The sequence below is a fragment of the Streptomyces sp. NPDC096048 genome, assembly GCF_044763415.1.
Classification (GTDB): Bacteria; Actinomycetota; Actinomycetes; order Streptomycetales; family Streptomycetaceae; genus Streptomyces.
In genome coordinates this window covers 301,558-328,185 of record NZ_JBIWGG010000006.1, presented here as the reverse complement: position 1 = coordinate 328,185, position 26,628 = coordinate 301,558, and the positions used below count along the sequence as shown (strand labels likewise).

Here is a 26,628-nt window from a genome sequence, read left to right as displayed (position 1 = left end):
CGGGTGATCCGAGCGCGATTCGGCCGACTGCAAATGGGGTGCGCGGGCGGTACGAGGCTGGTGTGCCTGGTCTGCGGGGTGCGGGGGACGCGGTTACTTTGACGGCATGGCCGAAAACGGGGCATCAGCGAAGCGGACATCCGGCGACCCGGAGGATGTGCCCGCCTGCTCGGAGGGCGTCCCCTGCTGGGTGGACGCGCAGCTCTCCGACGTGGAGGCGGGCAAGCGGTTCTACGGCGAGCTGTTCGGCTGGACCTTCGGGGAACCGGCGGCGGGGCCGGCGAAGGGCCCGGCGGATGCGGCGGGCGACGAGTCCGTGTGGGCGCGGCTGGACGGCGTGCCCGTCGCCGCGCTGGTCCGCAAGAGGGACGGCCGGATGCCCACCGTCTGGTCCGTGTACTTCCACACCCCGGACGCGGCGGCACTGGCCGAGCGGATCCGGGCGGGCGGCGGCCAGATCGTCACCCCGCCCCACCCGGTCGGCGGACTGGGCACCACCGCGCTCGCCGCCGATCCCGACGGAGCCGTCTTCGCCCTCTGGCAGCCGGACGGCCACCCCGGCTTCGGGCGCCGGCACGAGCCGGGCACCTTCACCTGGACCGAGCTGTACACCCGGGACACCGAGGCCGCCAACACCTTCTACGGCGACCTCTTCCACGACGCCCTCTTCGGCCCGGACGCCGACCCCGACTTCGGCCGCGCCCCGGTCTCGTCCGTCTTCCCCGCCGAGATGCCGCCGCACTTCCTCGTCCACTTCCTGGTCGGGGACGTCGAGGCCGCGCTCGGTGCGGTGGCCCGGCTCGGCGGGCGGGTACGGGTGCCGCCGTTCGAGACCTCGTACGGAGGGGTGGCCGTGGTCTCGGACGACCAAGGGGCGTCGTTCGCGCTGCTGCAACGCTGAGCGGGACCGCGGGACCGTAACCCTTTGCCCGGGAACGGGTGAGACACCCCGATTGTCCCCAGGTTCGCCACCAGCGCCTCGGACAGGAAGAATCGGGGTGCGTGGCGCCACGGAGGTGCGGTGGTGAGACGCTGCACTGCGGTCGCGCGCATATGTGGGTGGCGCGGCCCGTACGGGGAGGTGGCAGGCAAGTGGTGGATCAGCTGACGCAGCACGATCCGCGGCGGATCGGGCCGTTCGAGGTGCTGGGCCGGCTCGGCGCCGGGGGCATGGGGCTGGTCTATCTCGCGCGCTCGGCGTCCGGCCGGCGCGTGGCGATCAAGACGGTCCGGACGGAGCTGGCGGAGGACCAGCTGTTCCGCGTCCGCTTCACGCGTGAGGTGGAGGCGGCCCGCGCGGTCTCCGGCTTCTACACGGCGGCGGTGGTCGACGCCGACCCGCGCGCGGCGGTCCCGTGGCTGGCCACGGCCTACGTCCCCGCACCCTCCCTCGAAGAGATAGTGAACGAGTGCGGGCCGCTGCCGGCCCAGGCGGTGCGCTGGCTGGCGGCGGGTGTGGCGGAGGCGCTCCAGTCGATCCACGGCGCCGGACTCGTCCACCGCGACCTCAAGCCCTCCAACGTCCTCGTCGTCGAGGACGGCCCCCGGGTGATCGACTTCGGCATCGCGTCCGGCGTATCGAACACCCGTCTGACGATGACGAACGTCGCCGTCGGTACCCCCGCCTACATGTCCCCGGAGCAGGCGAAGGACTCCCGCAGCGTCACCGGCGCGAGCGACGTGTTCTCGCTCGGCTCCATGCTGGTCTTCGCCGCCACCGGGCACCCGCCCTTCCACGGCGCCAACCCGGTCGAGACGGTCTTCATGCTGCTGCGCGAGGGCCCGGACCTCGAAGGGCTCCCGGACGAGCTGCGCCCGCTCATCGAGTCCTGCATGCAGATGGAGGCGACCGGCCGGCCCAACCCCGCGGACCTCCAGGCCCAGCTCGCCCCGCACCTGTTCGGCTCCGGCTCCGACGACAGCGGTACGGCGTCGGCGTGGCTGCCCGAGCGGGCGGTGGGCCTGATCGAGGGCCGCCGCAACGGGCGTCCCCCGGTCAAGCCCGCCGCGACGGGCGGCGGACGCGGCGGTGGCCCGGCCGGCGCCCGGCCCGCCGTACCCGCGCCCGTGCTGCCGCCCCCGCCCTCGCACGACCCCGTCGTACCGGCGCCGCCCGTGCACGGACCGGCGGTGCCCGCGCCCGCCGGCGCCCCCGACTCCGGCCCGGTCCGGCTGGCCGGCGCCCCGGTGCCCATCGGCCCGGGCCCGCGCGTCGCCGACATGCGCTCCGCGGCGGTCGCGGCACCCCCGCCGGAGTCCGCCCTCGCCGCGTCCTGGTCCCGCCCGCGCCCCGGCGTCAACGGCGCCGACCCCGCCGTACCGGCGGTGGCCCCGCCCGCCCCCACCGTGCCTCCCGAGGCGTCACCGGCGGGCTGGCGCCCCTGGCGCTTCCGCATGTCCAACGACGTCTGGGGCACGCCGTCCGTCGCCGGGGACCTCGTCTACGTCACCTCCTTCGAGGTGCACGCCCTGGACGTGGCCACCGGGCGCCGCCGCTTCAAGACCCGGGACGTCGCCTGGTCGATGGCGGTCGCGGACGGCCGCATCCACGCCTCCGACGGCCCGACCCTCTTCGCCCTGGACGCCCGCGAGGGCGCCGACCTGTGGCGTCTGCAGACGGACGCCTGGGTGTACTCGCTGCAGGCGTCCCGCGGCACCGTGGTCACCGCCACCCGCGGCGGCGGCGTCCAGGGCTGGGAGGCCTCGGGCGGCCAGAAGCTGTGGGAGATCACCGGCGCCCAGACCGACTTCGAGTCCCCGGAGGCGGGCGCGGCCCTCCACGACGGCACGGTGTACGTCTGGCAGGACGCCCGGCTGCGCGCCCTGGACGCCCGCACCGGCGACGAGCGCTGGTCGTACCCGATCGGCGACGCCGCCTCCTGCGGCGGGGTGCCGGTCCGTGTCGCGCACGCCCCCGACGGCTACGTCTACGTCTCCGCCGGCACCCGGGCCCTCGCCCTGGAGGTCACCACCGGCCACGTCCGCTGGCACTTCGAGGCCCCGGCGGTCTTCCTCGCCCCGCCCACCTTCGTGCCGGGCCCCGCGGTGACCGGCGGCGGCGTCTACCTGGCCGACTACCTCGGCACGGTCTACGCCCTCGACGCCACCGACGGCCGCGACCGCTGGCGCATCGCCACGGAGGCCCGCTCCTCGACCGACCCGGTCCTGGTGGCCGCCGGCCACGTCCACGTGGGCAGCGGCAAGGGGCTCTACACCCTGGACGCGGTCACCGGCACTCCCAAGTGGCGCTTCCAGGCGGGCGGCGACATCGTGGGCGCCCCGGCGGTGGCCGAGGGCCGCATCCACTTCGGCTCGACCGACCACCTGCTCTACACCCTGAAGGCCGACGACGGGCGCCTCCGCTGGAAGCTGGCGACCGGCGGCGAGATCACCGGCTCACCGGTCGTCCGCGACGGCATCGTGTACGCGTGCAGCAAGGACCGCTGCGTGTACGCCCTGGACGCGGAGAAGGGCACGGGAACGGCCCGCACCACCTGAGTGCGGGCCGCGGTGGACACACGTCGGCCGCGGCGGCTCCCCTCCGCGCCGCCGCGGCCGATCCCCGTGTGGGAGGAAGGTCTACTTGCCGTCGCCGTCCAGGTCCAGGGCGGGCGGGGCCGGCATGGCGTTGTCCATCGTCCTGATGGTGTCCTGGAGGGGCCCGCTGGGCATGGCGTTGTCGAGCGTGGTGACGGTCTCGTCGTTCGCCGGCGGCGCGGGCATGGCGTTGTCCTGCGGGGTGATCTCCGCGTCCTGCTTCTTGTCGCTCATGTCATCAGTCCTCTGCTGCGATGTCGGCGAGTGAGCAACGCCCGTCCGGTAGCTCCCCCGTGGGCCGCCGGACGGGCGTTCGGAGCCGCACGATACTTCCCGGGCTCCCGGCCACCCCCGTCTGCCCCCCGACGCGACGGTGTGACAGGAACGACAGTGCCCGAGGGCGATAAACGAATGCTGAACGCCCCACCCGCCCGCCCGCCGGGGTGGTTCAGGCAGCCGTCAGGGGCGAGAGGAGGGCCCGCACCTCGTCCGCCTGCGGTGCGCCGCACTGCTGGAGCAGGTTGAGCGCCTCCTGCCAGCACGCCTTCGCCCGGTCCGCCTGCCCGAGCGCGGACAGGGAGCGTCCCAGCAGCGTCAGGACGTTTCCCCGCATGCGGTCGCCACCGATGCAGCCCAGCGCCAGTGCCTGTTCCGAGTGCTGTGCCGCCTGCGCGGGGCGGCGGGCGGCCAAGTGCACCTCGGCGATGCGGAAGTTGGTCGTGCCCTGCCACAGGCGCTGCCGATGGCCCTCGAAGATGCCCAGGGCGTCGGAGAACTGCTGGAGGGCCTCGCCGTGGCGGCCGGCCGCGGTCAGCGCGATGCCCAGGGTGAAGTGCCCGTTGGCGAGGCGCATGGTTTTGCCGATGTCGAGTTGCGCGGTCAGTCCGCGGTGCGCGATGGCCACCGCCTTCTCGGTGTTGCCCATACCCAGGTGCGCGCGGGAGAGGTTGCACAGGCTGAGCGCCTCGCCGGCGCGGTTGTCGGCTGCCCGGTACCCGTCGATGGCCTGCTCCAGGAAGGCCCGTCCGTCCGCGAACCGGCCCTGGTGCAGCGAGATGAGCCCCCGGTCGTTGGCGACCCAGCTCACGGCGGTCGTGTCCCGCGCCGCCTCCGCCAGCGTCATCGCCGCCTCCGCCTGTTCGGCGGCCTGCTGGATGCGGCCGGAGACCAGGAGGACGTTGGTGAGAGTGGTCCGCGCCCGGCCTTGCGCGCGTGCGTCCCCGGCCTCCTCGGTGGCGTCGCACATCGCGCGTGCCGTCGCCTCGTACTGGTGGGAGTTGGCACCGGACTCCGTCAGGTCCTTGGCCGCCCACAGCAGGTCGACCGCCCGCCGCGACCTGGCCGTTCCGGCGCACTGCCGCACGCACGCGAGCAACGGAGCCGCCTCGCTGTACAGCCAGTCCAGCGCCGCCGAACCGTCGTCGAACGTGAGCCCCGGGTACTCCGTCGGCTCCAGGCCGTCCACCAGCCGGTCCCCGGGCCGCTCGATCGCGTAGACCCCCGCCGCCGTGGCCAGGTAGAAGTCCAGCAGCCGCGACAGCGCGGCCCCCCGCTCGCTCGGCGGATGCTCGTCCCGCTCCGCGCACGCACGCGCGTAGAGGCGGACCAGGTCGTGGAACCGGTACCGGCCCGGTGCCGCCGATTCGAGCAGCGACGTGTCCACCAGGGACTCCAGGAGGTCCTCGGTGTCCTCCGCCGGGAGGTCCAGTACGGCCGCCGCCGCCGCGAGGGAGATGTCCGGGCCGTCGGCCAGCCCCAGCAGCCGGAAGGCGCGGGCCTGGGCCGGTTCCAGTTGGCCGTAGCCCAGTTCGAAGGTGGCCTTGACGGCCAGGTCGCCGGCCTGGAGTTCGTCCAGGCGCCGCCGCTCGTCCGCCAGCTTGGCGGCGAGGACGGACACCGTCCACGTGCGGCGGGCGGCCAGCCGGGACGCGGCGATACGGATCGCCAGGGGCAGGAAGCCGCACGCCCCGACCACGTCCAGCGCCGCCTCCCGCTCCGAGGCCACCCGCTCCTCGCCCACGATCTTCGTGAACAGGGCCAGTGCCTCCTCCGGGGACATCACGTCCAGGTCGACCAGGTGCGCCCCGGCGAGGCCCACCATCCGCACCCGCGACGTCACCAGCGCCGCGCAGCCGTCCGTACCGGGCAGCAGCGGGCGTACCTGTGCGGCGTCCCGGGCGTTGTCGAGGAGGACGAGGACGCGGCGGCCGTCCAGGACGGAGCGGTACAGGGCGGCCCGCTCCTCCAGGGAGTCCGGAACGGCCGAGTCGGCCGTGCCCAGGGCCCGCAGGAAGGAGCCCAGTACCGTCTCCGGTTCCGCCGCCCGCGCGCCCGCGCCCTGGAGGTCGACGTACAACTGCCCGTCCGGGAAGGCGGCCCGCGCCCGGTGGGCGACGTGCACCGCGAGGGTCGTCTTGCCGACGCCGCCGATGCCGGCCAGCGCGGAGACCGCCATCACGCGGCCCACGTGCTTCTCGCCGGAGGCGGCGGCCAGTACGTCGCTCAGCTCGCGCACGAAGGACGCCCGGCCGGTGAAGTCCGGGACCGAGGCGGGCAGCTGGGCCGGGCGGACCGGGGCCACCACCGTCTCCGCGGCCGGTGCCGACGGCTCGGCCAGGCCCGGGTCGGCCTGGAGGATGCGCTGCTGGAGTTCCCGGAGGCCGGGGCGCGGGTCGACGCCCAGTTCGTCGGCGAGCAGGCGCCGCGTGTCGGCGTAGACCGCGAGGGCCTCGGCCTGGCGTCCGCTGCGGTAGAGGGCCAGCATCAGCAGCTCGCGCAGGCGCTCGCGGAGGGGGTGCGCGGCCGTGAGGGCCGTGAGTTCCGAGACCGCCTCGGCGTGGCAGCCCTGCTCCAGGTCCATGTCGAGGCACGTTTCGAGGAGTTGGAGCCGCCACTCCTCCAGGCGGACGCGCTGCGCCTCCGCGTAGGGGCCCGGGACGCCTGCCAGCACCTCGCCGTCCCAGCGCGCCAGCGCGCGGCGCAGCACGTCACGGGCGTGGCACAGGTTCCCGGCGGCCCGTGCCTTCTCCGCCTCGGCGGCCAGGTCCTGGGCGGCGGACAGGTCCAACGCCCCCTCGTCCAGGCCTCGCACGGCGTATCCGCCCGACTCGCTCACCAGGACCCCGGGGTCCAGCACCTTCCGCAGCCGGGACGCGTACGTGCGTACCGCCGCCAGCGCCTGCGACGGAGGTTCCTCGCCCCACAGGGCGTCGATCAGTTCGGCGGCCGTGGCCGTACGGCCCTCGCGGAGCAGCAGTGCGGCCAGCAGGGCGCGCTGCTGCGGGGAGCCGGTGGCCAGCGGCTCCTCTCCGCGCCAGGCGCGTACGGGGCCGAGCACACCGAAGCGCAGCGCCGTCGACCTGTCCGGTTCCGCCGGGGATCCGGGACGCCGCTGCTCCGGAACCCGCGGTACACCGTCCATGCAGTCCCCCTAGACGTCCTGAGCAACTACGTCAGTTTGCCTTGTTCATGCCGACCTCGTCAGCCGTGGGAGACGCCGATCACAGGTCCCTCACCTGCTCCCTCACCCCTCCAGGTCCACCCGCACCGTCAGCAGCCCCGCCCCGACCCCCATGGCCCGCACCGCGAGGCTGTTGAAGCGGGGCAGGCGCCGCAGGCGCGCGACCGGGTCGTCGTCGGGGAGGAGGTGGGCCGTGCCCGGGTGCCAGCGGCCCCTGATCCGTACCCGTACCCGCGGGTCGGCCCGGATGTTGCGGACGTACTGGGACCGCTCACCGAACTCCGACACCAGCCAGAAGGAGTCGCCCACCCGGCGCCCGCCGACCGGTGTGCGGCGGGGGAGGCCGGAGACCCGGCCGGTGGTCTCCAGCACGGTCTGGGCCGGCAGGCGGCGCAGGACGGCGTTGAGGCGGCGCTGGACGGCCGTGACGGCCCGGTACTTCCTCTCGGCGTAGGGCGGCTTCTGGGCGTTGGACGACTGTCCGGCGTTGGACGGCTTCGACATCGTTCGTTCACGCTCCCGTTTCGTGTGCCTTCATGTTCCCCGGAAAACCTCAGAGGGAAGATGTGGGCAGGGGCAAGAGACGGGCGGTGCGGGTGTGCGGGTCGTGACCTGGAATCTGTGGTGGCGGTTCGGGCCGTGGGCCGACCGGCAGAAGGCGATCCTCGCCGTGCTGGCGGAGCTGGAGCCCGATGTCGTCGGGCTCCAGGAGGTGTGGGCCGCCGACGACGGCGCGAACCTCGCCGAGTGGCTGGCCGGTGAACTCGGCCTGCACTGCGCCTGGGCCGCCTCCGAGGCCCCCGAGCGGTGGCAGTGGCGGATCGGGGACGACACGGTCGGCATCGGCACCGCGGTGCTCAGCCGCTGGCCCGTGGTGGAGCGGGCCGTGCTGCGGCTGCCCGCCCCCGAGGAACTCGACGACGGACGCCTCGCGCTCTACGCCCGCCTGGACGCGCCCGGCCACCCGGTCCCGTTCTTCACCGCCCACCTGAACTCGGGCGGCCATGCCTCGGCGGTGCGCCGCGAACAGGCCGCCGCCCTGGCGGAGTTCGTCGCCGGGCACCGCCACGGCACCGCCTTCCCGCCCGTTGTCACCGGGGACTTCAACGCCACTCCCGACTCCGCCGAGCTCCGGCTCCTCACCGGCGCGGAGCCCGCCGTCCCCGGCCGGGCCGCCCTGCTCGACGTCTGGGAGTACGCCGACCCGTCGGCCCCGTCGGCCACCTGGAACGGCGCCAACCCGTACATCCCCGGCGGGCGGGTGGCGGGCGCGCGGATCGACTACGTCCTCGTGGGGCCGCCCGGACCGGGCGGACTCGGCCGGGTACGTGCCGCGCGACGGGCGGGCGACGGACCCGTGGACGGTGTATGGCCCTCCGACCACGCGGCGGTCGTCGTGGACCTGGCCGGGAATTGACGCCGGGGAACGGGCGCGGCCGCCCGGCATGAATTCGATGAATGCTCAATTACCGTGCGTGTATCTGCCGGTGGTCAAGTGATCGATTCGTGGGTAGCATGCTCATGTGCCTGGCGCTCCACCGACCAATGGAGTTCCGGTACATGTCGTTTTCCCTCCTGACCAGAGGGTCGGCGGCAGACCGAATCGGGGGAAGAAGTACCGGGGGGGGACCGTCGGTTTCCACGCCTGTTCAGATCGCCCATGCACGGGCTTCTTTCCCCTTGCGACGACGCAAGGAAGATGCGAATGAACAGCAATGCACTGCGTATGGCCGCCGTTTCGGCCGTGACGGCCATCGCTCTCGGCGGGACCGCCGGTCTGGCCCAGGCGGCCCAGCCCGCCCCGAGCCCGACGCGGGCCACCGTCACCGCCACGCAGCAGGCCGAGGCCCAGCACGCGGCGCGCACCCTGCTGGCGAGCCCGCTGGCGGCCGAACTCTCCGCGGCCGAGCGCTCGGAGATGCGCGCGGTCGCCGACGGCCAGTACGCGGCAGCCGGCAAGTGGAGTGCCATCAAGGCCGCGTTCAGCAAGGTCGGCGGCTTCGCGAAGGCCATCAAGGGCAAGTACAGCGACTTCAAGAAGTGGTACGACGGGCTGTCCTGGTGGGTGAAGGCGCCGCTCAAGGCCATCACTCCGGGCCTGACGCTCCTCGAGATCTACAACGCCCTTCGCTGACGCGGGCCCACTCGGCCGAACACGAAGACACGGAGTACCCGGTATGACCGACACCATGTCCCCCCGCGCCGCCACGGAAGGCACGTGGGCCCTGCCTCTGCTCGCGCTCGCTCCCCTGGCGCTGGTCAGGCTCTTCACGGAGCCCGCCACGCCGTGGCTCGCCGCTTCCTGGGGGCTTCTGGCCCTGTCCGCCGTCCTGATGGCGGTCGGCTGGAGCACGGTGCTGCGCCACGGGACCCGCACGGGCGGGGCATGGGCCACGTGTCTTCTCGTCCACGGGGCGTTCGTCTGGAATGTGATCGTCCTCGTGCGCCAGTAGCGCGGGGAATTGCGCGACTGCGCATTCTCCGCCGAGGAACAAGAGCGGTAATCGGGGAAGGAAGTCCGAGGGACCTTCGGTTTCCACGCCTGTCAGATCACCTTGAGGCTTCCTTCCCCTTGCGATAACGCACGACGAGTCTACATGAGTGCTACCCGGCCCGAGGCGGCGAACGGTAATGCGGCCGGATTCCCGATTACTCGAATATGCCTGCCGTCGGCCTACCCGCGCCCCAGGAAAATCGGATTCGTGAACGCGGCCAGCGCTCCCGGCACGGGCCCCGCCGCCGCCTCGTGCCGCAGTTCCGCCCGTACGTACGCCGCGTACGAGGCGGTCGTCCGCCACTCCACGACGCCCGCCCCGGACACCGGCAGTGGAGGCCCGGTGAACAGCACGCCCTGGTCCGTCACGAAGCGCACCGTGCAGCGCGGCGCGCCCGTCACCTCCAGGCGGACGGTGACCGGGGTGTCGGCGTTCACGCGCAGCCGCTCGCCGATGCCGGCGTGCTCGCCCCGGCCGCCGGACGCGGTGAGGGCCAGCGACACCTTCGCCGACTCGGCGACGTACGACCGCCCCGCCCGGATGCCCTCCTGGATCGCCTCCCGCGTCAGGTCGTCGGCGAGGACGACGGTCTGCGGGCGGCCGATGACGTCCGGGGCGCGGTGCGAGTCGCTGCTGCCCATCGCCGGGAGCCAGCCGCGCCCGTCCCGCCCGTCCCGCACGGCGGCGACCAGCATGCCGTCCCAGTCGGCCAGCGCCACCTCGTCGTCGGGCGTGTAGGCCCCGTTCCACACCTCGACCGCGTCCGCCTCCCCGAATCCGAACTTCCAGTTGCAGCCGATGCAGGTGGCGTGCGGGTGGGCCGGGACGACCAGCCCGCCGGCGCGGCGGATCTGCCGGGCGAAACGGCCGAAGCGGTTGTCGCGGGCCCGGTAGCGCCAGTCGACGAAGGTGCCGGGATCGGTGCCGAGGGCGACGACGTGGCCGTTGCGGGTCGTCACCTCCTCGCCGAGCAGGATCAGCAGGTCGTCCCCGGCCACCTCGGCCCAGTGCGCGTGCGCCGAGTGCGTGTTGTGCTCGGAGGAGTTGATGAAGTCCAGCCCCGCCGCCCGCGCCAGCGCCGCGATCTCGGCGAGGGTGTAGCGGCCGTCGGAGTACACGGAGTGCAGGTGGCAGTCGCCCCGGTACCAGGCACGCCCCCGCCCCTTGGCGCGCTCGGGCGGGTACACCGGCCGTACGGCCTTGTCCCCGTCGCCGTACGTCAGAGTGATCGTGATCTCGTACGACAGCCCCTGCGGAGCCACCGTGTACGGGCCGAGCGCGATGTGCCACACGCCCGCTCGCACGGGCCCGGGGATGTACCCCGGTGTCGCCTCATCGGCCCGGACGAAGAACTCCGTGCGCGCACCGCCCGACCAGCCGCGGAAGCCCCGGCCCCCCAGGTCGGTGCCGCGCTCGTCGAAGAGGCCGATGTCGAGGGCGTTGCCCTGGGTGCCGGCCGGGACGGTGGGACGGTCGTAGGTGTAGGCCACCTTGATCTCCCGGACCCCTGAGGGGACTTCGACCGGGACGTACACGAAGTCGGGGGAGCCGGGCGGAAGGGTGCCGCGCACGGTTCTGGTCTGCCGGTCCCGGCTGTTCTGGCCTGCCGCCGAAGCGAAGCTCACGCTTCCCAACGTAAGCGCGGCGGCCGCTCCCGTCACGAACACCGCGCGTCTGCCGATCCCGGCGTGGTCGTCCTCGCACATGCTGCTGCTCCCAGGTGTCGTCAGTGGCATGACATCGGTGGTGCGGGGGTGGTGCGTGCAACCCTCGTATTGAGCCGTGAACTCCCGGGCAAGGAAAGGGGTTCGGCGGATTGAGAGCGGGAAACCGGGCGGTGGGGTCAGGGGCCCGCCGCGGTGGGCCGGCGGGACGGGCCCGGCGTCTCGATCACCCCGCTCGTATGCTCGAAGGATGACGACTTCCGCGACCTCCGGAACCGGGCCCGCCGACCCCACGGGTCCCACGGGCCCCACCGAGAACTCCCTGCGTCGCGCCCTCAAACGCGCGCGGGACGGCGTCGCCCTCGACGTGTCCGAGGCAGCGGTGCTGCTCCAGGCCCGCGGCGAGCACCTCGAAGCGCTCACCGCGTCCGCCGCCCGGGTCCGGGACGCGGGCCTGGAGGCCGCCGGACGCCCCGGCGTCATCACGTACTCCAAGAGCGTCTTCATCCCGCTGACCCGGCTGTGCCGGGACAAGTGCCACTACTGCACCTTCGTCACCGTCCCCGGCAAGCTGCGCCGCGAGGGGCACGGGATGTTCATGTCCCCCGACGAGGTCCTCGACATCGCCCGGCGCGGCGCCGCCCTCGGCTGCAAGGAAGCCCTCATCACCCTCGGCGACAAGCCCGAGGACCGCTGGCCCGAGGCGCGCGAGTGGCTCGACGCGCACGGCTACGACGACACGATCGCCTACGTCCGCGCCATCTCGATCCGCGTCCTGGAGGAGACGGGCCTCCTCCCGCACCTCAACCCCGGCGTCATGACCTGGACGGACTTCCAGCGCCTCAAGCCGGTCGCCCCCTCCATGGGCATGATGCTGGAGACCACCGCGACCCGCCTGTGGTCCGAGCCCGGCGGCCCCCACCACGGCTCCCCGGACAAGGAACCGGCGGTCCGCCTGCGCGTCCTGGAGGACGCCGGCCGCTCCTCGGTCCCCTTCACCTCCGGTGTCCTCATCGGCATCGGCGAGACCTACGAGGAGCGCGCCGAGTCGCTGTTCGCCCTCCGCAAGGTCTCCCGCGCCTACCACGGCATCCAGGAACTGATCATCCAGAACTTCCGCGCCAAGCCGGACACGGCGATGCGCGGCATGCCGGACGCGGAACTGGACGAACTGGTCGCCACGGTGGCCGTCGCCCGCCACATCATGGGCCCGTCCGCCTGTCTCCAGGCCCCGCCGAACCTGGTGGACGCGGAGTACGAGCGGCTGATCGGCGCGGGCATCGACGACTGGGGCGGGGTCTCCCCGCTCACCATCGACCACGTCAACCCCGAGCGCCCCTGGCCGCAGATCGACGAACTCGCCGAGAAGTCCCGCACGGCCGGCTTCGAGCTGCGCGAACGCCTCTGCGTGTACCCGGAGTTCGTCCAGCGCGGCGAACCCTGGCTGGATCCGCGGCTGCGCCCGCACGTGGCGGCCCTCGCCGACCCGGCCACCGGCCTGGCCCGCGAGGACGCGACGGTCGAGGGCCACCCGTGGCAGGAACCGGACGAGGCGTTCACCGCGTCCGGCCGCACCGACCTGCACACGACCATCGACACCGAGGGCCGTACGTCGGACCGCCGCGACGACTTCGACGAGGTGTACGGCGACTGGGGCGCCCTGCGCGAGGCCGCCGCCCCCGGCATGGCACCGGAGCGCATCGACACCGACGTACGCGCCGCGCTGGCGACGGCGGCCGACGACCCCACGAAGCTGACGGACGACGAGGCCCTCGCCCTGCTGCACGCCGACGGCCCGGCGCTGGACGCCCTGTGCGCGGTGGCCGACGACGTGCGCAAGTCCGTGTCGGGCGACGACGTGACGTACATCGTCACGCGGAACATCAACTTCACCAACGTCTGCTACACCGGCTGCCGCTTCTGCGCCTTCGCCCAGCGCCGCACGGACGCCGACGCGTACACGCTCTCCCTGGAGCAGGTCGCCGACCGCGCGCAGCAGGCCTGGGAGGTGGGCGCGGTCGAGGTCTGCATGCAGGGCGGCATCCACCCGGACCTGCCCGGCACGGCGTACTTCGACATCGCGCGGGCGGTCAAGGAACGCGTCCCCGGCATGCACGTGCACGCCTTCTCCCCGATGGAGGTCGTCAACGGCGCGACGCGTACCGGCATGTCCGTCCGAGAGTGGCTGAGCGCGGCGAGGGAAGCGGGCCTGGACTCGATCCCGGGCACGGCGGCGGAGATCCTCGACGACGAGGTCCGCTGGATCCTGACCAAGGGCAAGCTGCCCACGGCGACCTGGATCGAGGTCGTGGAGACCGCCCACGAACTGGGCATCCGCTCCTCCTCGACCATGATGTACGGTCACGTCGACCAGCCCCGCCACTGGCTGGGCCACCTGCGTATCCTCGCCGGCATCCAGCAGCGCACGGGCGGTTTCACGGAGTTCGTGACGCTGCCGTTCATCCACACCAACGCGCCGGTGTACCTGGCCGGCATCGCGAGGCCGGGTCCCTCCATGCGGGACAACCGCGCGGTGACGGCGATGGCCCGTCTCCTCCTGCACCCGCACATCCCCAACATCCAGACAAGCTGGGTGAAACTGGGCACCGAGGGTGCGGCGGAGATGCTCCGCTCCGGCGCGAACGACCTCGGCGGCACCCTCATGGAGGAGACGATCTCCCGTATGGCGGGCTCGTCGTACGGCTCGTACAAGTCGGTCAAGGACCTGATCGCGGTCGCGGACGCGGCGGGCCGCCCGGCGAAGCCCCGGACGACGCTGTACGGCCCGGTGTCCGAGGAGCGGCAGCGGGCGGCGACGGCGTCGGACGGTCATCTGCCGGAGCTGCTGCCGGTACTGGACTGACGTCCGGCCGGGGCCGGGGCACGGGCCGCCCGCAGTACGATGATCGGGCCCCCGGTGTGTCGGGGTTCTCGTAGCTGAGGAGATGCGTGCCCGTGCCTGCCCGACTTCCCTCATGGACCTGGGTCTCCGGTCTGACCGTGGGGGCGATCGCGGCGGTGAGCGTCCTGGCCGTACAGGCGGACCGGGGACCCCATCCCACCGCCGCGGCCGCCGAGCCGAGCCCCTCGGCGTCGGCTGACGCGCACCCGACGCCGAAGGAGACCGCACCGGCCCGGGTGCCCGACGGCTCCGGCACCGGGCGGCGCGTCGTCTACTCGGTCGGCCAGGACCGGGTGTGGCTGGTCGACGCCAGCGACGCCGCCCGGCGGTCCTTCACGGTGTGGCCCGGAACGGTCGACCCCGACACCGGCGAGTACACCGTCGGCACCCGCCGCGAGGACCCGACGACGGGCTCCGACGGGGTCCAGGTCGAGCAGATCATGTACTTCGCCCAGGAGGACGGTGTGTGGGTCGCCTTCTCCAACGCCGTGGACGGCTCCTCGCCGCCCCCGGCCGCCGCCGACGCGAAGACGGGCGGCATACGGCTGCCCAAGGCGGACGGCGACGCGCTCTGGGAGTTCGCGACCTCGGGCACGACGGTCACCGTGGTCGGGTAGCCGCCGTCCACCGAGCAGTCTCCGTCTACCGAGCAGCCTCCGTCTGCCCGGACGGCAGGTGCGCCACGATCAGCACGACCCCGCTGAGCAGGAACACCCGCGTCGCCGCCTCCAGGCCGTTCCAGTCCTCCGACTGCCACATCGCGAACCACTCCCCGCCGATCGCGATGAACCCGGCCCCGAAGAGCAGCATCAGCATGAGCGTGCCGTACGTGGTCATGCGCCGCGCGGGGGCGTGGTCCCGGCGTATCCACAGCCAGGTCGCGTAGATCAGCACGAGCGCGGCGACCGTCTCCCAGACGATGATGGCCACGTACGCGGCGTCCTGCACGCCCTTGTTCGTGATCGCCCGCCACATCAGGTCGTCGTCCTTGAAGGTCGTGTCCATCGCGAGGACATGACGCACGAACTGCTGGTTGCTGCCGAAGTCGGTGATGTTCCCGAGGGCCACGAGGGCGATGTAGAGGGCGAGGATGCCCGTGAGGACGGTGGCCGCGAGAGAGAGGGCGCGTGGGGTGGTCGTCATGACGACGATCTTCCTCCCACCGCCGGATCAGTCAACGCCCGGCCGCGAACTCGACGAACTCTGTCCACGAGGCGCCGCACAACGCCGGTCGGGCGCCGTTCTTCCCGGACCGACGGCACCCGCCGAGTCGAGGTGACCGACGAGCGCGGCGACCGGGTCCCGCGCGCCGCCGACCCGGTGGCCGACGGGGCGGAGCCGGGGCGCGGCCTGCGCATCGTGGCGGCCTACGCGGACCGCGACGGCCGTGAAGCGATCCCTGACGGCCGGTCTGCCCCAGGAGCCGGTCCGCCACCCGGCGGCCTTTCCATGCAGCCGCGTGCACCGCGAACACCCGACGGCGTTCCGTCCTCCGCCGGCTCTCACCTGGCCACCAGGACGAGCGCGGCCGTGTTCAGAGCCAGGTACCCGGCAGGGAACGCGATGTTGCGGAACACCCGCGCGCGGACGTGGGCGACGACGGCACCGACGAAGAACAGGACGAGACCGACCGCGGCGGCGATGCCGAGGGGCCGGACGCCGAGCAGACCGATGAGGAGCCCGGCGGCTCCGGCGGCCTTGAGGGCGGCCAGCCCCGGAATCCACGACGCGGGGACCTCCACCTCGGCCGAGTTGGCGAGGACGAACCGGGCCCCCACCAGGTCCGCGACGGCGATCCCGGCGTTCGCCGCGACGGCGACGACGGTGACGATCACATAGGCCGTGAACACACGCCTCTCCTTCCACCCGTTTCCCCGGACCAAGCCTTCACCTCGGCGTGCCGCGACGTCCAATACCTGCGCCTATAACCTGGCGGCATGGACGTCGACACCCGTTTGCTGCGGTATTTCGTGGCCGTGGCGGAGGAGGGGAGCCTCACCCGGGCCGCCGAGCGACTGTTCGTCTCCCAGCCCGCGCTGACCAAGCGGATCCGGCAGTTGGAGGCCGGGCTCGGCGTGGACCTGTTCACGCGGTCGAGGACCGGCATGACCCTCACCGAGCCGGGGCGGGCGCTGGCGGAACGCGCCCCCGCCCTGCTGGCCGGGTGGCAGCGGGCGGTGCGGGAGACGAGGTCCGCGGCGAGCCGTGCCGCCCGCGTCCTGCGGGTCGGGTTCATCGCCAGCGCCGCCAACGAGGCGACACAGCCGATCATCGCGGAGTTCGCCCGGCGCCGTCCGGGCTGGAGGGCCGAGATGCGGCAGGCCGCCTGGTCGAACCCCTCCGCCGGACTCGCGGACTCGGACGTCGACGTCGCCCTGGTGCGTCTGCCGTTCCCCGGTCAGGAGGCGCTGCGGGTGACGGTCCTGTTCAGCGAACCCCGCTGCGTCGTGCTGCCCGAGGCGCACCCCCTCGCCGCTCGCGAGGTGATCGCCTTCCGCGACCTGTGGGACGAGCCGTTCGTGGCGGCCCCGCCCGAAACGGGCCGGTGGCGGGAGTACTGGCTGGCCGCCGACGAGCGCGACGGCCACCCGGTGCGCGTCGGCGCGGTCACCGAGCAGCCGGACGACTGGCTCAGCGCGATCGCCAACGGATACGGCATCGCCCTCGCCCCCGAATCCGCGGCCCGCTTCTACACCCGCCCCGGCGTCGTCCACCGCCCCGTCACCGGGGTGAGCCCCAGCAAGGTCGGTGTCGCCTGGGCCCCCGCCGACGACGACAACCCCGTCGTCCAGGACTTCGTCCGCTGCTGCCGTGAGACGCGCGCCGCCACGTGAACGTTTCCACACCGTTCCGCTCCTGAACCGGCCGCCCCGTTCGAATACAGTGCTGGACGTCGTACGCACGGACACTGCTGTGGACGGTGACGTGAGCAGTGACGTGGACAGTGATGTGGGCAGTGCCGAGGGGAGGTCCAGGTGGGCGCGACAGCCGGTGCCGTCTGGGGGCGTGCCGAGCAGCAGGACTTCCGCAGCCGGGTACGCGGGACGCTGCTCGGGGTGGCCATCGGGGACGCCCTCGGCGCGCCCGTCGACGGGCTCGGTCTCGACCGCATCCGGGAGGCGCACGGCGCGGAGGGCCTCACCGACCTGGCCTCCGCGTACGGCCGGCGCGGTGCCGTCACCCACCTGACGCAGGTCACCCTGTTCTCCGTGGACGGGCTGATCCGCGCCCAGGTACGGCGGGACACCGGCGCCTGGCATCCGCCGACCGACCTGCACCGGGCGTACCGGCGCTGGGCCGCCACCCAGCGCGACTGGGGGCCCGACCTGCGGCGCAAGGACGACGGCTGGCTGGCCCGCGAGGAGTGGCTGTACGCCCGCCGGGACGCGACGCGCGCGCTGCTGCTCGGACTCGGCGACGAGACCATGGGCACGCCGGAGGCGCCCAAGAATCCCGGTGAGCGCGGGCCCGAGGCGGCCGCCCGGTCGGCGCCGTTCGGGCTCCTGGTCGGCTGGGAGCCGCAACTGGTCGCCCAGCTCGCCGTGGAGTGCGCGGCGCAGACCCACGGCCACCCCACCGGCTACCTGGCGGCCGGCGCGTACGCCGTGATCGTGCACGGGCTGGCCCGCGGGGAGAGCCTGGACGGTGCCGTGCAGCGGGGACTGGCCCTCTTCGCCGCCCGGCCGGGGCACCAGCCCGTGTCGGACGCCCTGCAGCACGCGCTCGGCGCGGTACGGCAGGGGATGCCGAGCCCGGGGCGCGTCACCGAGCTGATCGGCGAGGGGACGGCGGAGGGGCTGGTGGCCGCCGCGGTGTACTGCGCCCTCGTCGGGGAGGACGTACGGCACGGACTGCGGCTCGCCGTCAACCACGGCGGGCCCTCCGCCGCGACCGGTGCCCTGACCGGCGGACTGCTCGGCGCGCTGCACGGGGAAACGGCCCTCCCACCGGCCTGGGTGGCCGAGCTGGAGGGCCGCCCGACGATCCTGGAACTGGCCGACGACTTCGCCATGGAGATGACCCAGGGCCCGGCCCTGCACGGCCCGGCGGGATCGTCGCCGGGGTGGCTGGCGCGGTACCCGCGGGGGTAGCCGCCGCGGGGTCAGCCGGCCGGGTCCGGAGGCGCCGGGTCCGGAGGCGGCCGAGCGGGTGCGCCGGGCGGGCCGGTCAGGATTCGAGAAGCGCCGGTCACCGGGGCCCGGCTAGCGTGGCGGTCATGGACATCACCATTCACACGAGCGTTCTCCCGCACGACGACCCGGACGCGGCGGTGGCCTTCTACCGCGATGTCCTCGGCTTCGAGATCCGCAAGGACGTCGGGAACGGCAAGATGCGCTGGATCACGGTCGGCCCCGCCGATCAGCCCGGCACCTCCCTGCTCCTCGCGCCGCCCGCCGTCGACCCCGGCATCACCGACGCCGAGCGCCGCACCATCGCCGAGATGATGGCCAAGGGCACCTATGGCTGGATCCTGCTGGCCACCAAGGACCTCGACGGCGTCTTCGAGAGGGTGAGCGCCGCAAACGCCGAGATCGTCCAGGATCCGACCGAGCAGCCGTACGGTGTGCGCGACTGCGCCTTCCGCGACCCCGCCGGCAACCAGATCCGCATCCAGGAAGTGCGCTGAGCCCGACCGGTGCCCCGACTGCCGGGACACCGGTCGCTCACGCCCGGCCGGGGCAGGGGCCGGTCAGCCCTGGTCGCCCACCCGGGTGCGGCCCATCGCGTCCGCCACGCCGCCCGCCGGCGCCGGGACGGCCGCCGCCGCGCCCGAGGCGTCGTCGTCGCCGTCCGTGTTGACCCGCTCGATGATCGCGAGCCGTTCCGGGGTGTCCTCCGGCTTCAGGAAGCCGATCAGGATGTAGAGGACCAGCGACACGGCCAGCGGGATGGACACCTGGTACTCCAGCGGCACCCCGCCCTCCACGTTCCAGTTGATCGGGTAGTTGACCAGCCAGAAGGCGAGCAGGCCCAGCGCCCAGCTGGTCAGTGCGGCCGTCGGCCCCGAGCGGCGGAAGGGCCGCAGCAGACCGAGCATCATCGGGATCGCGATCGGACCCATCAGTCCGGCGACCCACTTGATCACGACGGTGATGATGTCCTTGAACGTCGGCGAGTCGACCTGCGTCGCCACCGCCATCGACAGGCCGAGGAAGACGACCGTCGCCAGCCGCGCCGCCAGCAGCCCGGCCCGTTCGCTCCAGCTCCTGGCCCGCGCCGACAGCACCGGTGCCACGTCACGGGTGAAGACGGCCGCGATGGCGTTGGCGTCCGAGGAGCACATGGCCATGGTGTGCGAGAAGAAGCCGACGATGACCAGGCCCAGCAGACCGTGCGGCAGCAGTTGCTCGGTCATCAGGGCGTAGGAGTCGGAGCCGTCCGCCTTCTGCGACTCCACCAGCAGCGGCGACATCCACATCGGGAAGAACAGCACCAGCGGCCAGACCAGCCACAGCACCGCCGACAGCCGCGCCGACCGCTCGGCCTCGCGGGCGTTGCTCGTGGCCATGTAGCGCTGGGCCTGGTTGAGCATGCCGCCGTTGTACTCGAAGAGCTTGATGAAGAGGAACGCGAGGAGGAACACCGTGCCGTACGGGCCGACCAGCGGTTCGCCGTGGCCCTGGAGTTCCGGCTCGTCCCAGACGCCGAAGAAGCCGCCGTGGTCGCCGAGTCTCACCACCACGGCCACGAACATCGCCACACCTGCCAGCAGCTGGATGACGAACTGGCCCAGCTCGGTCAGCGCGTCCGCCCACAGGCCGCCGATCGTGCAGTAGATGCCCGTGACGACACCGGTGATCAGGATGCCCTGGTTGAGCGTGATGCCGGTGAAGACCGACAGCAGCGTGGCGATGGCCGCCCACTTCGCGGCCACGTCCACGATCTTCAGCAGCATGCCGGACCAGGCGAGGGCCTGCTGGGTCGGCAGGTTGTACCGGTTCTTGAGGTACTCCAGGGGAGAGGCCACGTGCAGCCGTGAGCGCAGCCGGTTGATGCGCGGCGCGAACAGCTTGGACCCGATGGCGATGCCGAGCGCGATGGGGAAGGACCAGGTGACGAAGGACGTGACGCCGTAGGTGTAGGCGATGCCCGCGTACCCGGTGAACATCACCGCGCTGTAGCCCGACATGTGGTGCGAGATGCCGGAGAGCCACCAGGGCATCTTGCCGCCGGCCGTGAAGAAGTCGCTGACGTTGTCCACGCGTTTGTGCGACCAGAGGCCGATCGCCACCATGACGGCGAAGTAGCCGATGAGCACGGACCAGTCGAGACCGTTCATGTGCCCCCTTCCGGGGTCCGCCTTGTGAACTCCGCTCAGCTGGCTGGCACTTCGCACGAGCGGGGTAGGGGCGAGGCAGGCCGCGAAGTGCCCGCTCATCGTGGTTGCGTCGACGCGGGCACGACAAGGAAGGGGAGGGTCAAGAGCGAGTAAAAATGTTCGGCTTGCTGACCTCGGTTCACCTACATGAACGCCCGGACGGGTGTTCCGAGGTCGTCTACTTCAGCTCGTCCGGGCACGGCGTGCCCCGCTTCAGCCCGTACGGCGACGCCAGCCGGTACGTGCCCGCCTCGGGGGCGACCAGCACCGTCCACTTGTCGCCCTCGGCGGTCTCCTCGGTCTCCGTCAGGCAGCCGTTGACGTTGTCGTACGTCTTCGGCGTGTCCTCCGGACCGTTCTCGGAGGCCTCCGTCTCCCGCGGCGGCTCCAGCTTCTTGCCCTCGGCGTCGACGAGGCTCAGCCACGGCGAGTACGGCATCCGGACCAGGACGCGGCCCGGCTGCTTCACGTCGAGCGTCCACGCGTCCTGCTCGGCACTCCGGACGACGGCGTGGGGCTCGGCCAGCGGCGTCGGATCGAGCACCTGGAACAGCTGCCAGTTGGCGTCGCCCCAGACCTGCTTCAGATACGGCAGACCCCGCTGGATCAGCTCCCGCTCGCGTTTGCCGCCGTCGCCGTCCGGCTCGCCCTTGGGCAGCACCACGTAGTGCACGGCCCAGCGCTTCAGCCACTCGTGGTAGTTCGCCGAGTTGAGCGTGTCGTCGTAGAAGAGCGGGTTGCGCTCCATGTCGGCCTGGCGGGTCCAGCCGCGGGCCAGGTTCACGTACGGCGCGAGCGCCGAGGCCTCCCGGTGGGAGCGGGCGGGCACGGCCTCCACCCGGCCCCGCTCCGCGCCGACCTCCTGCAGCTCGTTGAGGAGCGGTGCCAGCTCGCGCGCCCAGGAGGCGGTCGGCTGGGTGTGGATGACGTCGTCGGCGGACTTGAAGCCGATCCAGCCGACGAAGCCGACGATCGCGACCACGAGCGCGTACCACTTGCGCGTCCGCGCCACCGTGAACGGCAGCGCGGCCACCAGCGCCACCCCGGCGAAGAGCATCGCGAGGCGGGTGATGTTGGACCCGATCTGGGAGCTGATCAGCCAGACCAGCAGCACGGACAGGCCGTAGACCGCCGACGTGATCCGTACGGTCGTCCAGGTGGGCGGCACGAACGCGTACACCAGGGCCGCGTACACGATCGGCAGCACCGCCGAACCGAAGGCCATCGGCTGCGTACCGGAGAACGGGAACAGCACGGCCGACAGCGCGACGACCACCGCCGGGGCCAGCCCCAGCGACCAGGCACCCGGGCGGCGCTTCTGGAGGAACAGGGCCACCGCCACCAGGCCCACGAACAGACCCGAGACCGGCGAGGCCATCGTGGACAGCGCGGCCAGCGGCGCCGCGCACAGCCCCTTGGCCCACCGCTCGTGCCGCCAGCGGTAGGGCCAGCAGAACACCACCGCGACCGCGCCCAGCCCGAACATCATGCCCAGCCCGAACGTCACCCGCCCCGACGCCGCGTTGGCCAGCAGCCCGAACAGGCCCGCCAGCGACGCCCACAGCGGGTTGCGGACCACCCGGCCGCGGATCAGGATCATCGTCAGCAGTCCGGCCGACAGCGTCCCCGCGATCATCATCGTCGTACGCACGCCGAGCACCGACATCAGATACGGCGAGACCACGCTGTACGACACCGGGTGCATGCCGCCGTACCAGGCGAGGTTGTACGCCGAGTCCGGATGGCGGCCGACGAACTCCGACCACGCGTCCTGCGCGGCGAGGTCGCCGCCACTGTTCGCGAAAGTGAAGAACCAGGCGATGTGGAGGATTCCGGCGAGCGCGGTCACGGACAGCACGGGGTGGCGCAGCATGCGCTCGCGCACGGCCAGGAAAGCGGCCTTCACAGCGGACGGCGCTTCCGGTCCGGTGCGGTCCGGCTCACGGCCGCCGTCCGCCGGGCCACTGCCGGCCCTCCCGCTCCGCCCGCTCTCCGCGGTGTCCCTGCGGGGCGCGGGTACGTGTGGTCGCGGGCCGGCTCCCGGCCCGGGATCGGCGTCGTCGGCGCGTGTCGGCTCCGCAGTGGCCACCTGAAGGCACTCCCCGTGTCCCGTCTTCTGCTTACGGCCGTGTCCCGTTCCCGTGACCGGCGACCTGCCCCGTTTCGTGACGCTAGCACGCACTCCCGCACCGTGGCTTCCTCCCCTCCGGGGCCCCGCGACCCCCCTCCGGGACCTTCCGGGAGCTTCCGGGACGCAAACGCCCCCGCGGCCGGGTGGCCGAGGGGGCGTGCGCGTCGGTGCGGCCCCGGCGGGCCGGCCGTCAGCCCAGGCGGGTCAGCTTGTCCGTGAGGGCGGGCTCCACGAGGTCCTTCCGCAGGGCGACCGGCACCTTCACCGCGCCGGCCGCCTCGCCGTCGCCCACCGTGAGCGTGCCGACCTTCGTACCGGCCGCGGCCGTGTGCGGCACCTCGTCCGCCTCGAACGTCAGTTTGACGGTCAGGCCCGGCCAGCCGACGGCCTTGACGTCCTGTGTGGCGACGACCGGCGTCCGGCCGCCGAGACCGTCGTCGACGTATCCGACGACGCTCCCCTTCTTCAGGATCGTCGACGACTCCAGCGTGTCCTGCGCGGCCCGGATCAGCTTGTCGCTGGAGTCCAGCGCGGCACCGAGGATGGTGTTGTCCTTGCCGCCCGCCGGCTGGCGGACCACGGCACCGACGATGGTCCGGGTCTCGCCGCCGATCTCCTTCTTCGCCGCGAAGACCAGGTTGCCGAGCGCGGAGGTGGTGGTGCCGGTCTTGATGCCGACGACGTCGTTGTGGCCGACCAGGTGGTTCCAGTTGGAGTGGTTGACGCCCTTGTAGTCGTCGTACGACATCATCGCGGCGACCTCACGGAACGCGGGCGACTTCATCGCCTCCTTGGCCAGCTTCACCTGGTCCACGGCCGTGCTCACCGTCGTGTTGTCCAGACCCGACGGGTCGGTGTACGTCGTGTTCGTCATGCCGAGGTCCTTCGCGGCGGCGTTCATCTTCTCCACGAACGCCTTCTCGGACCCCGCGTCCCAACGGGCGAGCAGCCGCGCCACGTTGTTCGCGGACGCGATCAGGATGCTCTCCAGGGCCTCGCGCTGGGAGATCGAGTCGCCCTGGTACACGTTGACGGTCGACTCCTGGCCGGCCTGCGACTGGTCCTCCGCCGCCTGGTCGATCTCGATCTTCGGACCCTCGGCGCCGCTCTTGAGCGGGTGGTCGCGCAGGACCACGTACGCGGTCATGACCTTGGCGACACTCGCGATCGGCACGGGCTTCTGATCGCCGGACGAGCCGAACGTGCCGATGCCCTGTACGTCCAGCGCGGCCTGTCCGCTGGCCGGCCACGGGATCTCGGGCTTGCCGCCCTCGAAGGTGAAACTGTCCTGCGCCGTGAGGTCCAGCTCCGGCGCGGGCAGTTCGCGCATCGACTGCACGACGCCGAAGACGATCACCAGCAGGATGACCAGCGGCGTCCAGATCTTGACCCGGCGCACCGTCGTCCGCAGCGGGGTCTCCGGGGGCGGCGGGGTGTTCGTCAGCTCCGCCAGCAGGTCCAGCGGCGGCTTCGGCGGCACCGGCTGCTGCGTCGTCCGCTCGGGCCCGGCCTGCGGTACGGCGGCGGTGGCTCCGGTACGGGGGGCCTGCGGCGCCCTGGGGGCCTCGGGCGGGGGCTTGCGCGTCGCGGGGTCGTCCGGGTGCCGGAGCGCGACGAACTTGCTGGTCCGCTCGGCGTCGGTCTCGGCGGGCCGTACGGGGACGTCGGCGCCCTTGCCGGTCCGCTTGGGCGGGTTGGCGGTGTCGCCCAGCTTCAGCATGGTCGTCGGCTGGTCGACGGCGGGCGCGGCGGGTCGCGGGGCCTTGAAGACGGCGGTGGGGTGATCGACGGGACGCCCGTCGTCCCCGGAGCCGTCATGGGCGTCGCTGTCGGCGGCCCCGGCGGCCCCGGCGGCTCCGGCGGCGCGCTCACCGTCCGGGCTCTCCGCGGGGCCCGCGGGCGCGCCGGAGCGGCCGTCGGGCGCCCCGTTCGCGTGCTCTTCGGCGGCCACGTGCTTTTCGGTGCCCTCGGACGTGTCGGCGCCCTCGGACGTGTCGGCGCCTTCGGACGCGTCGGTGTCCTCGGACGCGGCGGCGTCCGTGGTGGCGGCGGCGTCCGCGCGCCGCTCCGCACCCTCGCGCCTGCCGGAGTCCGCGGCGGTGTCGGTGGCGGCGCGTTCGTCGTCGCGCTCCTGGGCGTCCTGGGGTGCGTCGGAGCGGTCGTCGGGCTCGCCGCCCGGGTGCTCCTCGGCGTCTGCGGGCGCATCGGAGCCGGTCCCGGATCCCGTGTCGGCGTCCGTGGCCGTCGCGTCGCGCTCGTCGTCGGGCGCGTCGGAGTCCGCGGCGGTGTCCCGTCGCGTCTCCTCCGCGGCCCCCGCGCGCGGCGTGTCCTCGGTACCGGCCTCCACGGCGGCCCGCTCGTCCGCGGTCGCCACCCAGGCCGCGACGGCGTCCCGCAGCCGGCCGTCGGTGGTGGCGGCGGGCTCGGCGCGCTCGTCCTCGGAGGTGTCGGACGTATCGGACTCCTCGGAGGCGTCGGACGCTCCGGGTGCCTCGGAGGAGCCGTCCTCGACGGGGTTCTCCGAGCCGGCGCCCGCGACCCCGCCCTCCGCCTCCACGTCGGACGCCGTGTCGGACGCCGCGTCGGACTCCGTCTCCGTCTCGCGAACCGACAGCACCCGGGTCGCCGTATCGACGCCCCCACGGGACCCGGCGGCCCCGGCGGACCCGGCCGACGCCGGCGGCTTCGCGTCCTCCCGTGCCACCGCCAGCCGCGGATCACGCGTCTCGCTCGCCTCGGTCCTGGCTTCGGGAACCGGACCCGCGCTCCCCGACGTCGGTTCTTCCGACGACTCGCGCTGCTTCGACCTGTCGGGGGACTCGCCCGCCACCGATGCCTCCTCCATGCGCCGCACGCCTCGTGCGCGCTACCGAACCCGTACCGAAACCATGTACCAGTGTCCTGTGTACGGGTGGAACCCACGCGGTAGACGAGAACGACATACCTACTGGTTCCATTGCGAACCGGTCACGCACCCTCGACAGACCAATGTGAGAGGGGTCACCCTGTCTGTCATCCACGCGGGGAGGCATGGATGGGCAGGAGCCGCAGAACACTTCCGGAGGAGCTTCTGCTGCTGGCGTTGGACCCGACCACGGGTACCACCGCACAGCCGCAGTCGCTCGACCTCGGTCTGGCCGGAGCACAGCTGGTGGAGCTGGCGCTGGCCGGACGGATAGCCCCAGACGGGGATCGTATCGCCGTGGTGGCACCACGGCCGACAGGAGATCCAACACTGGACTGCGCGTTGGAGTTGCTGCGAAGGCGTGGCGCTCCCGTACGGGCGGTCAACTGGATTGGCGGGCCCCGCCTGGGGCTGCGCCAGACCTACCTCTCGCATCTGGAGCGATGCGGCATGGTGCATGCCGTGGAGGGCCAGATGTGCGGGGTGCTGCCGACGACTCGCTATCAGGCGACGGACACGGCGATCAGCAGGGAGATCAAGGCCCGCCTTGACTCGGCGATCCGCACCGGCGTACCGCCGGACCCGCGGACCGCGGCGCTCGCCGCGCTGGCCCACGCGGTCGGTCTCGGCAAGCACCTCTACCCGGGCAACGAAGGACGCTCGTCACGGTCCCGCCTGCGGGACCTCATCAGGCACGACCCCATGGGCGGACTGGTGGCGCACGCGGTGATGGACGTCCAGAACGGCGCGGGAGCACAGCCACGCCGCGCTCCGGCCCCGGCCGGCCGACAGGCCGCGGGACCGGGTGCCAGGCCCGCCCCGGAACCCGCCCGCGGTGTTCCGGCGCAACCGCGCCACGGATCCATGGCGCGTGCGGTGGCCCACTGAGCCGCACCCACCGCAGCAACGCACAGCAGTGAACGCACAGCCCTGAGCGCTCAGCCCTGAGGGCACAGCAGTACCGCACCGCCGCACCATCAGTCCCCTAAGCCCGGTCACGGGAGCCGCAGGTTCGCGCGGGGCGGCGGGACCGACCGTACGCCCGGCACGCCCGGACGGCGGTACGGTCCCGCCGCCCCGCGCGGCCATGTGTGCGGGTGGCGCCCCGAACTGGCGTGTACGCGGCGCATATCGACCGTTTCCCAGCGGTACGAAGCACCTTGGTGGCAGTCTGCTCAGCAGCAGATACGCAAAGTGGCAGGTATGAGTCACGCA

General features: G+C 72.8%; 20 protein-coding genes. 11 read left to right on the top strand and 9 right to left on the bottom strand.

All coding sequences use genetic code 11. The annotated features are described in order from the left end of the window. Positions 1-106 precede the first annotated feature (106 nt). On the top strand, positions 107-901 hold the full coding sequence (locus tag ACIQ6R_RS18700) for a VOC family protein (RefSeq protein ID WP_404222490.1): 795 nt from the start codon (positions 107-109) through the stop codon (positions 899-901). 191 nt (positions 902-1,092) lie between these two features. Further along, positions 1,093-3,498 carry a PQQ-binding-like beta-propeller repeat protein gene (locus ACIQ6R_RS18695; protein ID WP_404222489.1) on the top strand — a complete coding sequence of 802 codons (2,406 nt, stop codon included), beginning with the start codon at positions 1,093-1,095 and terminating at the stop codon, positions 3,496-3,498. Between the two features lie 81 nt (positions 3,499-3,579). Here the strand turns inward: ACIQ6R_RS18695 and ACIQ6R_RS18690 are convergent, their stop codons facing one another. The 3 genes from ACIQ6R_RS18690 to ACIQ6R_RS18680 all read right to left on the bottom strand — a co-directional run bounded on the left by ACIQ6R_RS18690 (position 3,580) and on the right by ACIQ6R_RS18680 (position 7,501). After that, complete coding sequence (locus tag ACIQ6R_RS18690) at positions 3,580-3,771, bottom strand: hypothetical protein (protein WP_404222487.1); 192 nt, start codon at positions 3,769-3,771, stop codon at positions 3,580-3,582. A gap of 214 nt (positions 3,772-3,985) precedes the next feature. Then, positions 3,986-6,958 carry an AfsR/SARP family transcriptional regulator gene (locus ACIQ6R_RS18685; RefSeq protein WP_404222486.1) on the bottom strand — a complete coding sequence of 991 codons (2,973 nt, stop codon included), beginning with the start codon at positions 6,956-6,958 and terminating at the stop codon, positions 3,986-3,988. A gap of 102 nt (positions 6,959-7,060) precedes the next feature. Beyond that, positions 7,061-7,501 (bottom strand): nitroreductase family deazaflavin-dependent oxidoreductase, encoded by a 441-nt coding sequence (locus ACIQ6R_RS18680; RefSeq protein ID WP_404175883.1) that lies wholly within the window; start codon positions 7,499-7,501, stop codon positions 7,061-7,063. A 94-nt stretch (positions 7,502-7,595) separates the two neighbouring features. Here ACIQ6R_RS18680 and ACIQ6R_RS18675 point away from each other — a divergent pair, with 94 nt between their 5' ends. From ACIQ6R_RS18675 to ACIQ6R_RS18665, 3 genes are all read left to right on the top strand, one after another. Next, on the top strand, positions 7,596-8,414 hold the full coding sequence (locus tag ACIQ6R_RS18675) for an endonuclease/exonuclease/phosphatase family protein (protein ID WP_404222484.1): 819 nt from the start codon (positions 7,596-7,598) through the stop codon (positions 8,412-8,414). A 288-nt stretch (positions 8,415-8,702) separates the two neighbouring features. Then, on the top strand, positions 8,703-9,131 hold the full coding sequence (locus ACIQ6R_RS18670) for a hypothetical protein (protein WP_404175877.1): 429 nt from the start codon (positions 8,703-8,705) through the stop codon (positions 9,129-9,131). A gap of 43 nt (positions 9,132-9,174) precedes the next feature. Further along, the gene (locus ACIQ6R_RS18665; RefSeq protein ID WP_404175874.1) at positions 9,175-9,450 is read left to right on the top strand and encodes a hypothetical protein; all 276 of its coding nucleotides are present in this window, start codon (positions 9,175-9,177) and stop codon (positions 9,448-9,450) included. A gap of 221 nt (positions 9,451-9,671) precedes the next feature. Here ACIQ6R_RS18665 and ACIQ6R_RS18660 read toward each other — a convergent pair whose 3' ends face one another. Beyond that, entirely contained in the window at positions 9,672-11,198 is a 1,527-nt protein-coding gene (locus ACIQ6R_RS18660) for a CehA/McbA family metallohydrolase (protein WP_404222482.1), read from the bottom strand. Positions 11,199-11,406: 208 nt separating this feature from the next. Here ACIQ6R_RS18660 and ACIQ6R_RS18655 point away from each other — a divergent pair, with 208 nt between their 5' ends. Next, on the top strand, positions 11,407-14,019 hold the full coding sequence (locus ACIQ6R_RS18655; protein ID WP_404222481.1) for a bifunctional FO biosynthesis protein CofGH: 2,613 nt from the start codon (positions 11,407-11,409) through the stop codon (positions 14,017-14,019). A gap of 92 nt (positions 14,020-14,111) precedes the next feature. Then, positions 14,112-14,675, top strand: coding sequence for a hypothetical protein (locus ACIQ6R_RS18650; RefSeq protein ID WP_404222480.1), 564 nt, complete (start codon positions 14,112-14,114; stop codon positions 14,673-14,675). Between the two features lie 25 nt (positions 14,676-14,700). Here ACIQ6R_RS18650 and ACIQ6R_RS18645 read toward each other — a convergent pair whose 3' ends face one another. Together ACIQ6R_RS18645 and ACIQ6R_RS18640 are read right to left on the bottom strand one after the other, a co-directional pair. Next, a complete protein-coding gene (locus ACIQ6R_RS18645) occupies positions 14,701-15,201 on the bottom strand; it encodes a DUF2165 domain-containing protein (RefSeq protein WP_404175862.1) in 501 nt (166 codons plus the stop codon). 359 nt (positions 15,202-15,560) lie between these two features. Further along, entirely contained in the window at positions 15,561-15,908 is a 348-nt protein-coding gene (locus tag ACIQ6R_RS18640) for a DoxX family protein (RefSeq protein ID WP_404222479.1), read from the bottom strand. 87 nt (positions 15,909-15,995) lie between these two features. Between ACIQ6R_RS18640 and ACIQ6R_RS18635 the strand changes: the two genes are divergently transcribed. The 3 genes from ACIQ6R_RS18635 (at position 15,996) to ACIQ6R_RS18625 (ending at position 18,685) form a co-directional block, all read left to right on the top strand. Beyond that, positions 15,996-16,892, top strand: coding sequence for a LysR family transcriptional regulator (locus ACIQ6R_RS18635; RefSeq protein ID WP_404222478.1), 897 nt, complete (start codon positions 15,996-15,998; stop codon positions 16,890-16,892). Between the two features lie 141 nt (positions 16,893-17,033). Next, positions 17,034-18,149 (top strand): ADP-ribosylglycohydrolase family protein, encoded by a 1,116-nt coding sequence (locus ACIQ6R_RS18630; RefSeq protein WP_404175850.1) that lies wholly within the window; start codon positions 17,034-17,036, stop codon positions 18,147-18,149. Positions 18,150-18,274: 125 nt separating this feature from the next. After that, complete coding sequence (locus ACIQ6R_RS18625) at positions 18,275-18,685, top strand: VOC family protein (RefSeq protein WP_404175848.1); 411 nt, start codon at positions 18,275-18,277, stop codon at positions 18,683-18,685. Between the two features lie 63 nt (positions 18,686-18,748). On the opposite strand, the gene ACIQ6R_RS18620 is transcribed toward ACIQ6R_RS18625, so the two are convergent. From ACIQ6R_RS18620 to ACIQ6R_RS18610, 3 genes are all read right to left on the bottom strand, one after another. After that, complete coding sequence (locus tag ACIQ6R_RS18620) at positions 18,749-20,338, bottom strand: sodium:solute symporter family protein (RefSeq protein ID WP_404222477.1); 1,590 nt, start codon at positions 20,336-20,338, stop codon at positions 18,749-18,751. Positions 20,339-20,555: 217 nt separating this feature from the next. After that, on the bottom strand, positions 20,556-22,466 hold the full coding sequence (locus tag ACIQ6R_RS18615) for an MFS transporter (RefSeq protein ID WP_404175842.1): 1,911 nt from the start codon (positions 22,464-22,466) through the stop codon (positions 20,556-20,558). Between the two features lie 232 nt (positions 22,467-22,698). Then, positions 22,699-25,353: a D-alanyl-D-alanine carboxypeptidase gene (locus ACIQ6R_RS18610; RefSeq protein WP_404222476.1), complete on the bottom strand. Its 2,655-nt coding sequence runs from the start codon at positions 25,351-25,353 to the stop codon at positions 22,699-22,701. Positions 25,354-25,542: 189 nt separating this feature from the next. Between ACIQ6R_RS18610 and ACIQ6R_RS18605 the strand changes: the two genes are divergently transcribed. Beyond that, on the top strand, positions 25,543-26,301 hold the full coding sequence (locus tag ACIQ6R_RS18605; protein ID WP_375914169.1) for a GPP34 family phosphoprotein: 759 nt from the start codon (positions 25,543-25,545) through the stop codon (positions 26,299-26,301). Positions 26,302-26,628: the final 327 nt, after the last annotated feature.

Coding starts and splice junctions, on each gene's coding strand:
- ACIQ6R_RS18645 (WP_404175862.1), bottom strand. CDS start 15,201: ATGACGACCACCCCACGCGCCCTCTCTCTCGCGGCCACCGTCCTCACG.
- ACIQ6R_RS18680 (WP_404175883.1), bottom strand. CDS start 7,501: ATGTCGAAGCCGTCCAACGCCGGACAGTCGTCCAACGCCCAGAAGCCG.
- ACIQ6R_RS18690 (WP_404222487.1), bottom strand. CDS start 3,771: ATGAGCGACAAGAAGCAGGACGCGGAGATCACCCCGCAGGACAACGCC.
- ACIQ6R_RS18635 (WP_404222478.1), top strand. CDS start 15,996: ATGGACGTCGACACCCGTTTGCTGCGGTATTTCGTGGCCGTGGCGGAG.
- ACIQ6R_RS18655 (WP_404222481.1), top strand. CDS start 11,407: ATGACGACTTCCGCGACCTCCGGAACCGGGCCCGCCGACCCCACGGGT.
- ACIQ6R_RS18620 (WP_404222477.1), bottom strand. CDS start 20,338: ATGAACGGTCTCGACTGGTCCGTGCTCATCGGCTACTTCGCCGTCATG.
- ACIQ6R_RS18660 (WP_404222482.1), bottom strand. CDS start 11,198: ATGTGCGAGGACGACCACGCCGGGATCGGCAGACGCGCGGTGTTCGTG.
- ACIQ6R_RS18625 (WP_404175848.1), top strand. CDS start 18,275: ATGGACATCACCATTCACACGAGCGTTCTCCCGCACGACGACCCGGAC.
- ACIQ6R_RS18665 (WP_404175874.1), top strand. CDS start 9,175: ATGACCGACACCATGTCCCCCCGCGCCGCCACGGAAGGCACGTGGGCC.
- ACIQ6R_RS18610 (WP_404222476.1), bottom strand. CDS start 25,353: ATGGAGGAGGCATCGGTGGCGGGCGAGTCCCCCGACAGGTCGAAGCAG.
- ACIQ6R_RS18605 (WP_375914169.1), top strand. CDS start 25,543: ATGGGCAGGAGCCGCAGAACACTTCCGGAGGAGCTTCTGCTGCTGGCG.
- ACIQ6R_RS18700 (WP_404222490.1), top strand. CDS start 107: ATGGCCGAAAACGGGGCATCAGCGAAGCGGACATCCGGCGACCCGGAG.
- ACIQ6R_RS18670 (WP_404175877.1), top strand. CDS start 8,703: ATGAACAGCAATGCACTGCGTATGGCCGCCGTTTCGGCCGTGACGGCC.
- ACIQ6R_RS18685 (WP_404222486.1), bottom strand. CDS start 6,958: ATGGACGGTGTACCGCGGGTTCCGGAGCAGCGGCGTCCCGGATCCCCG.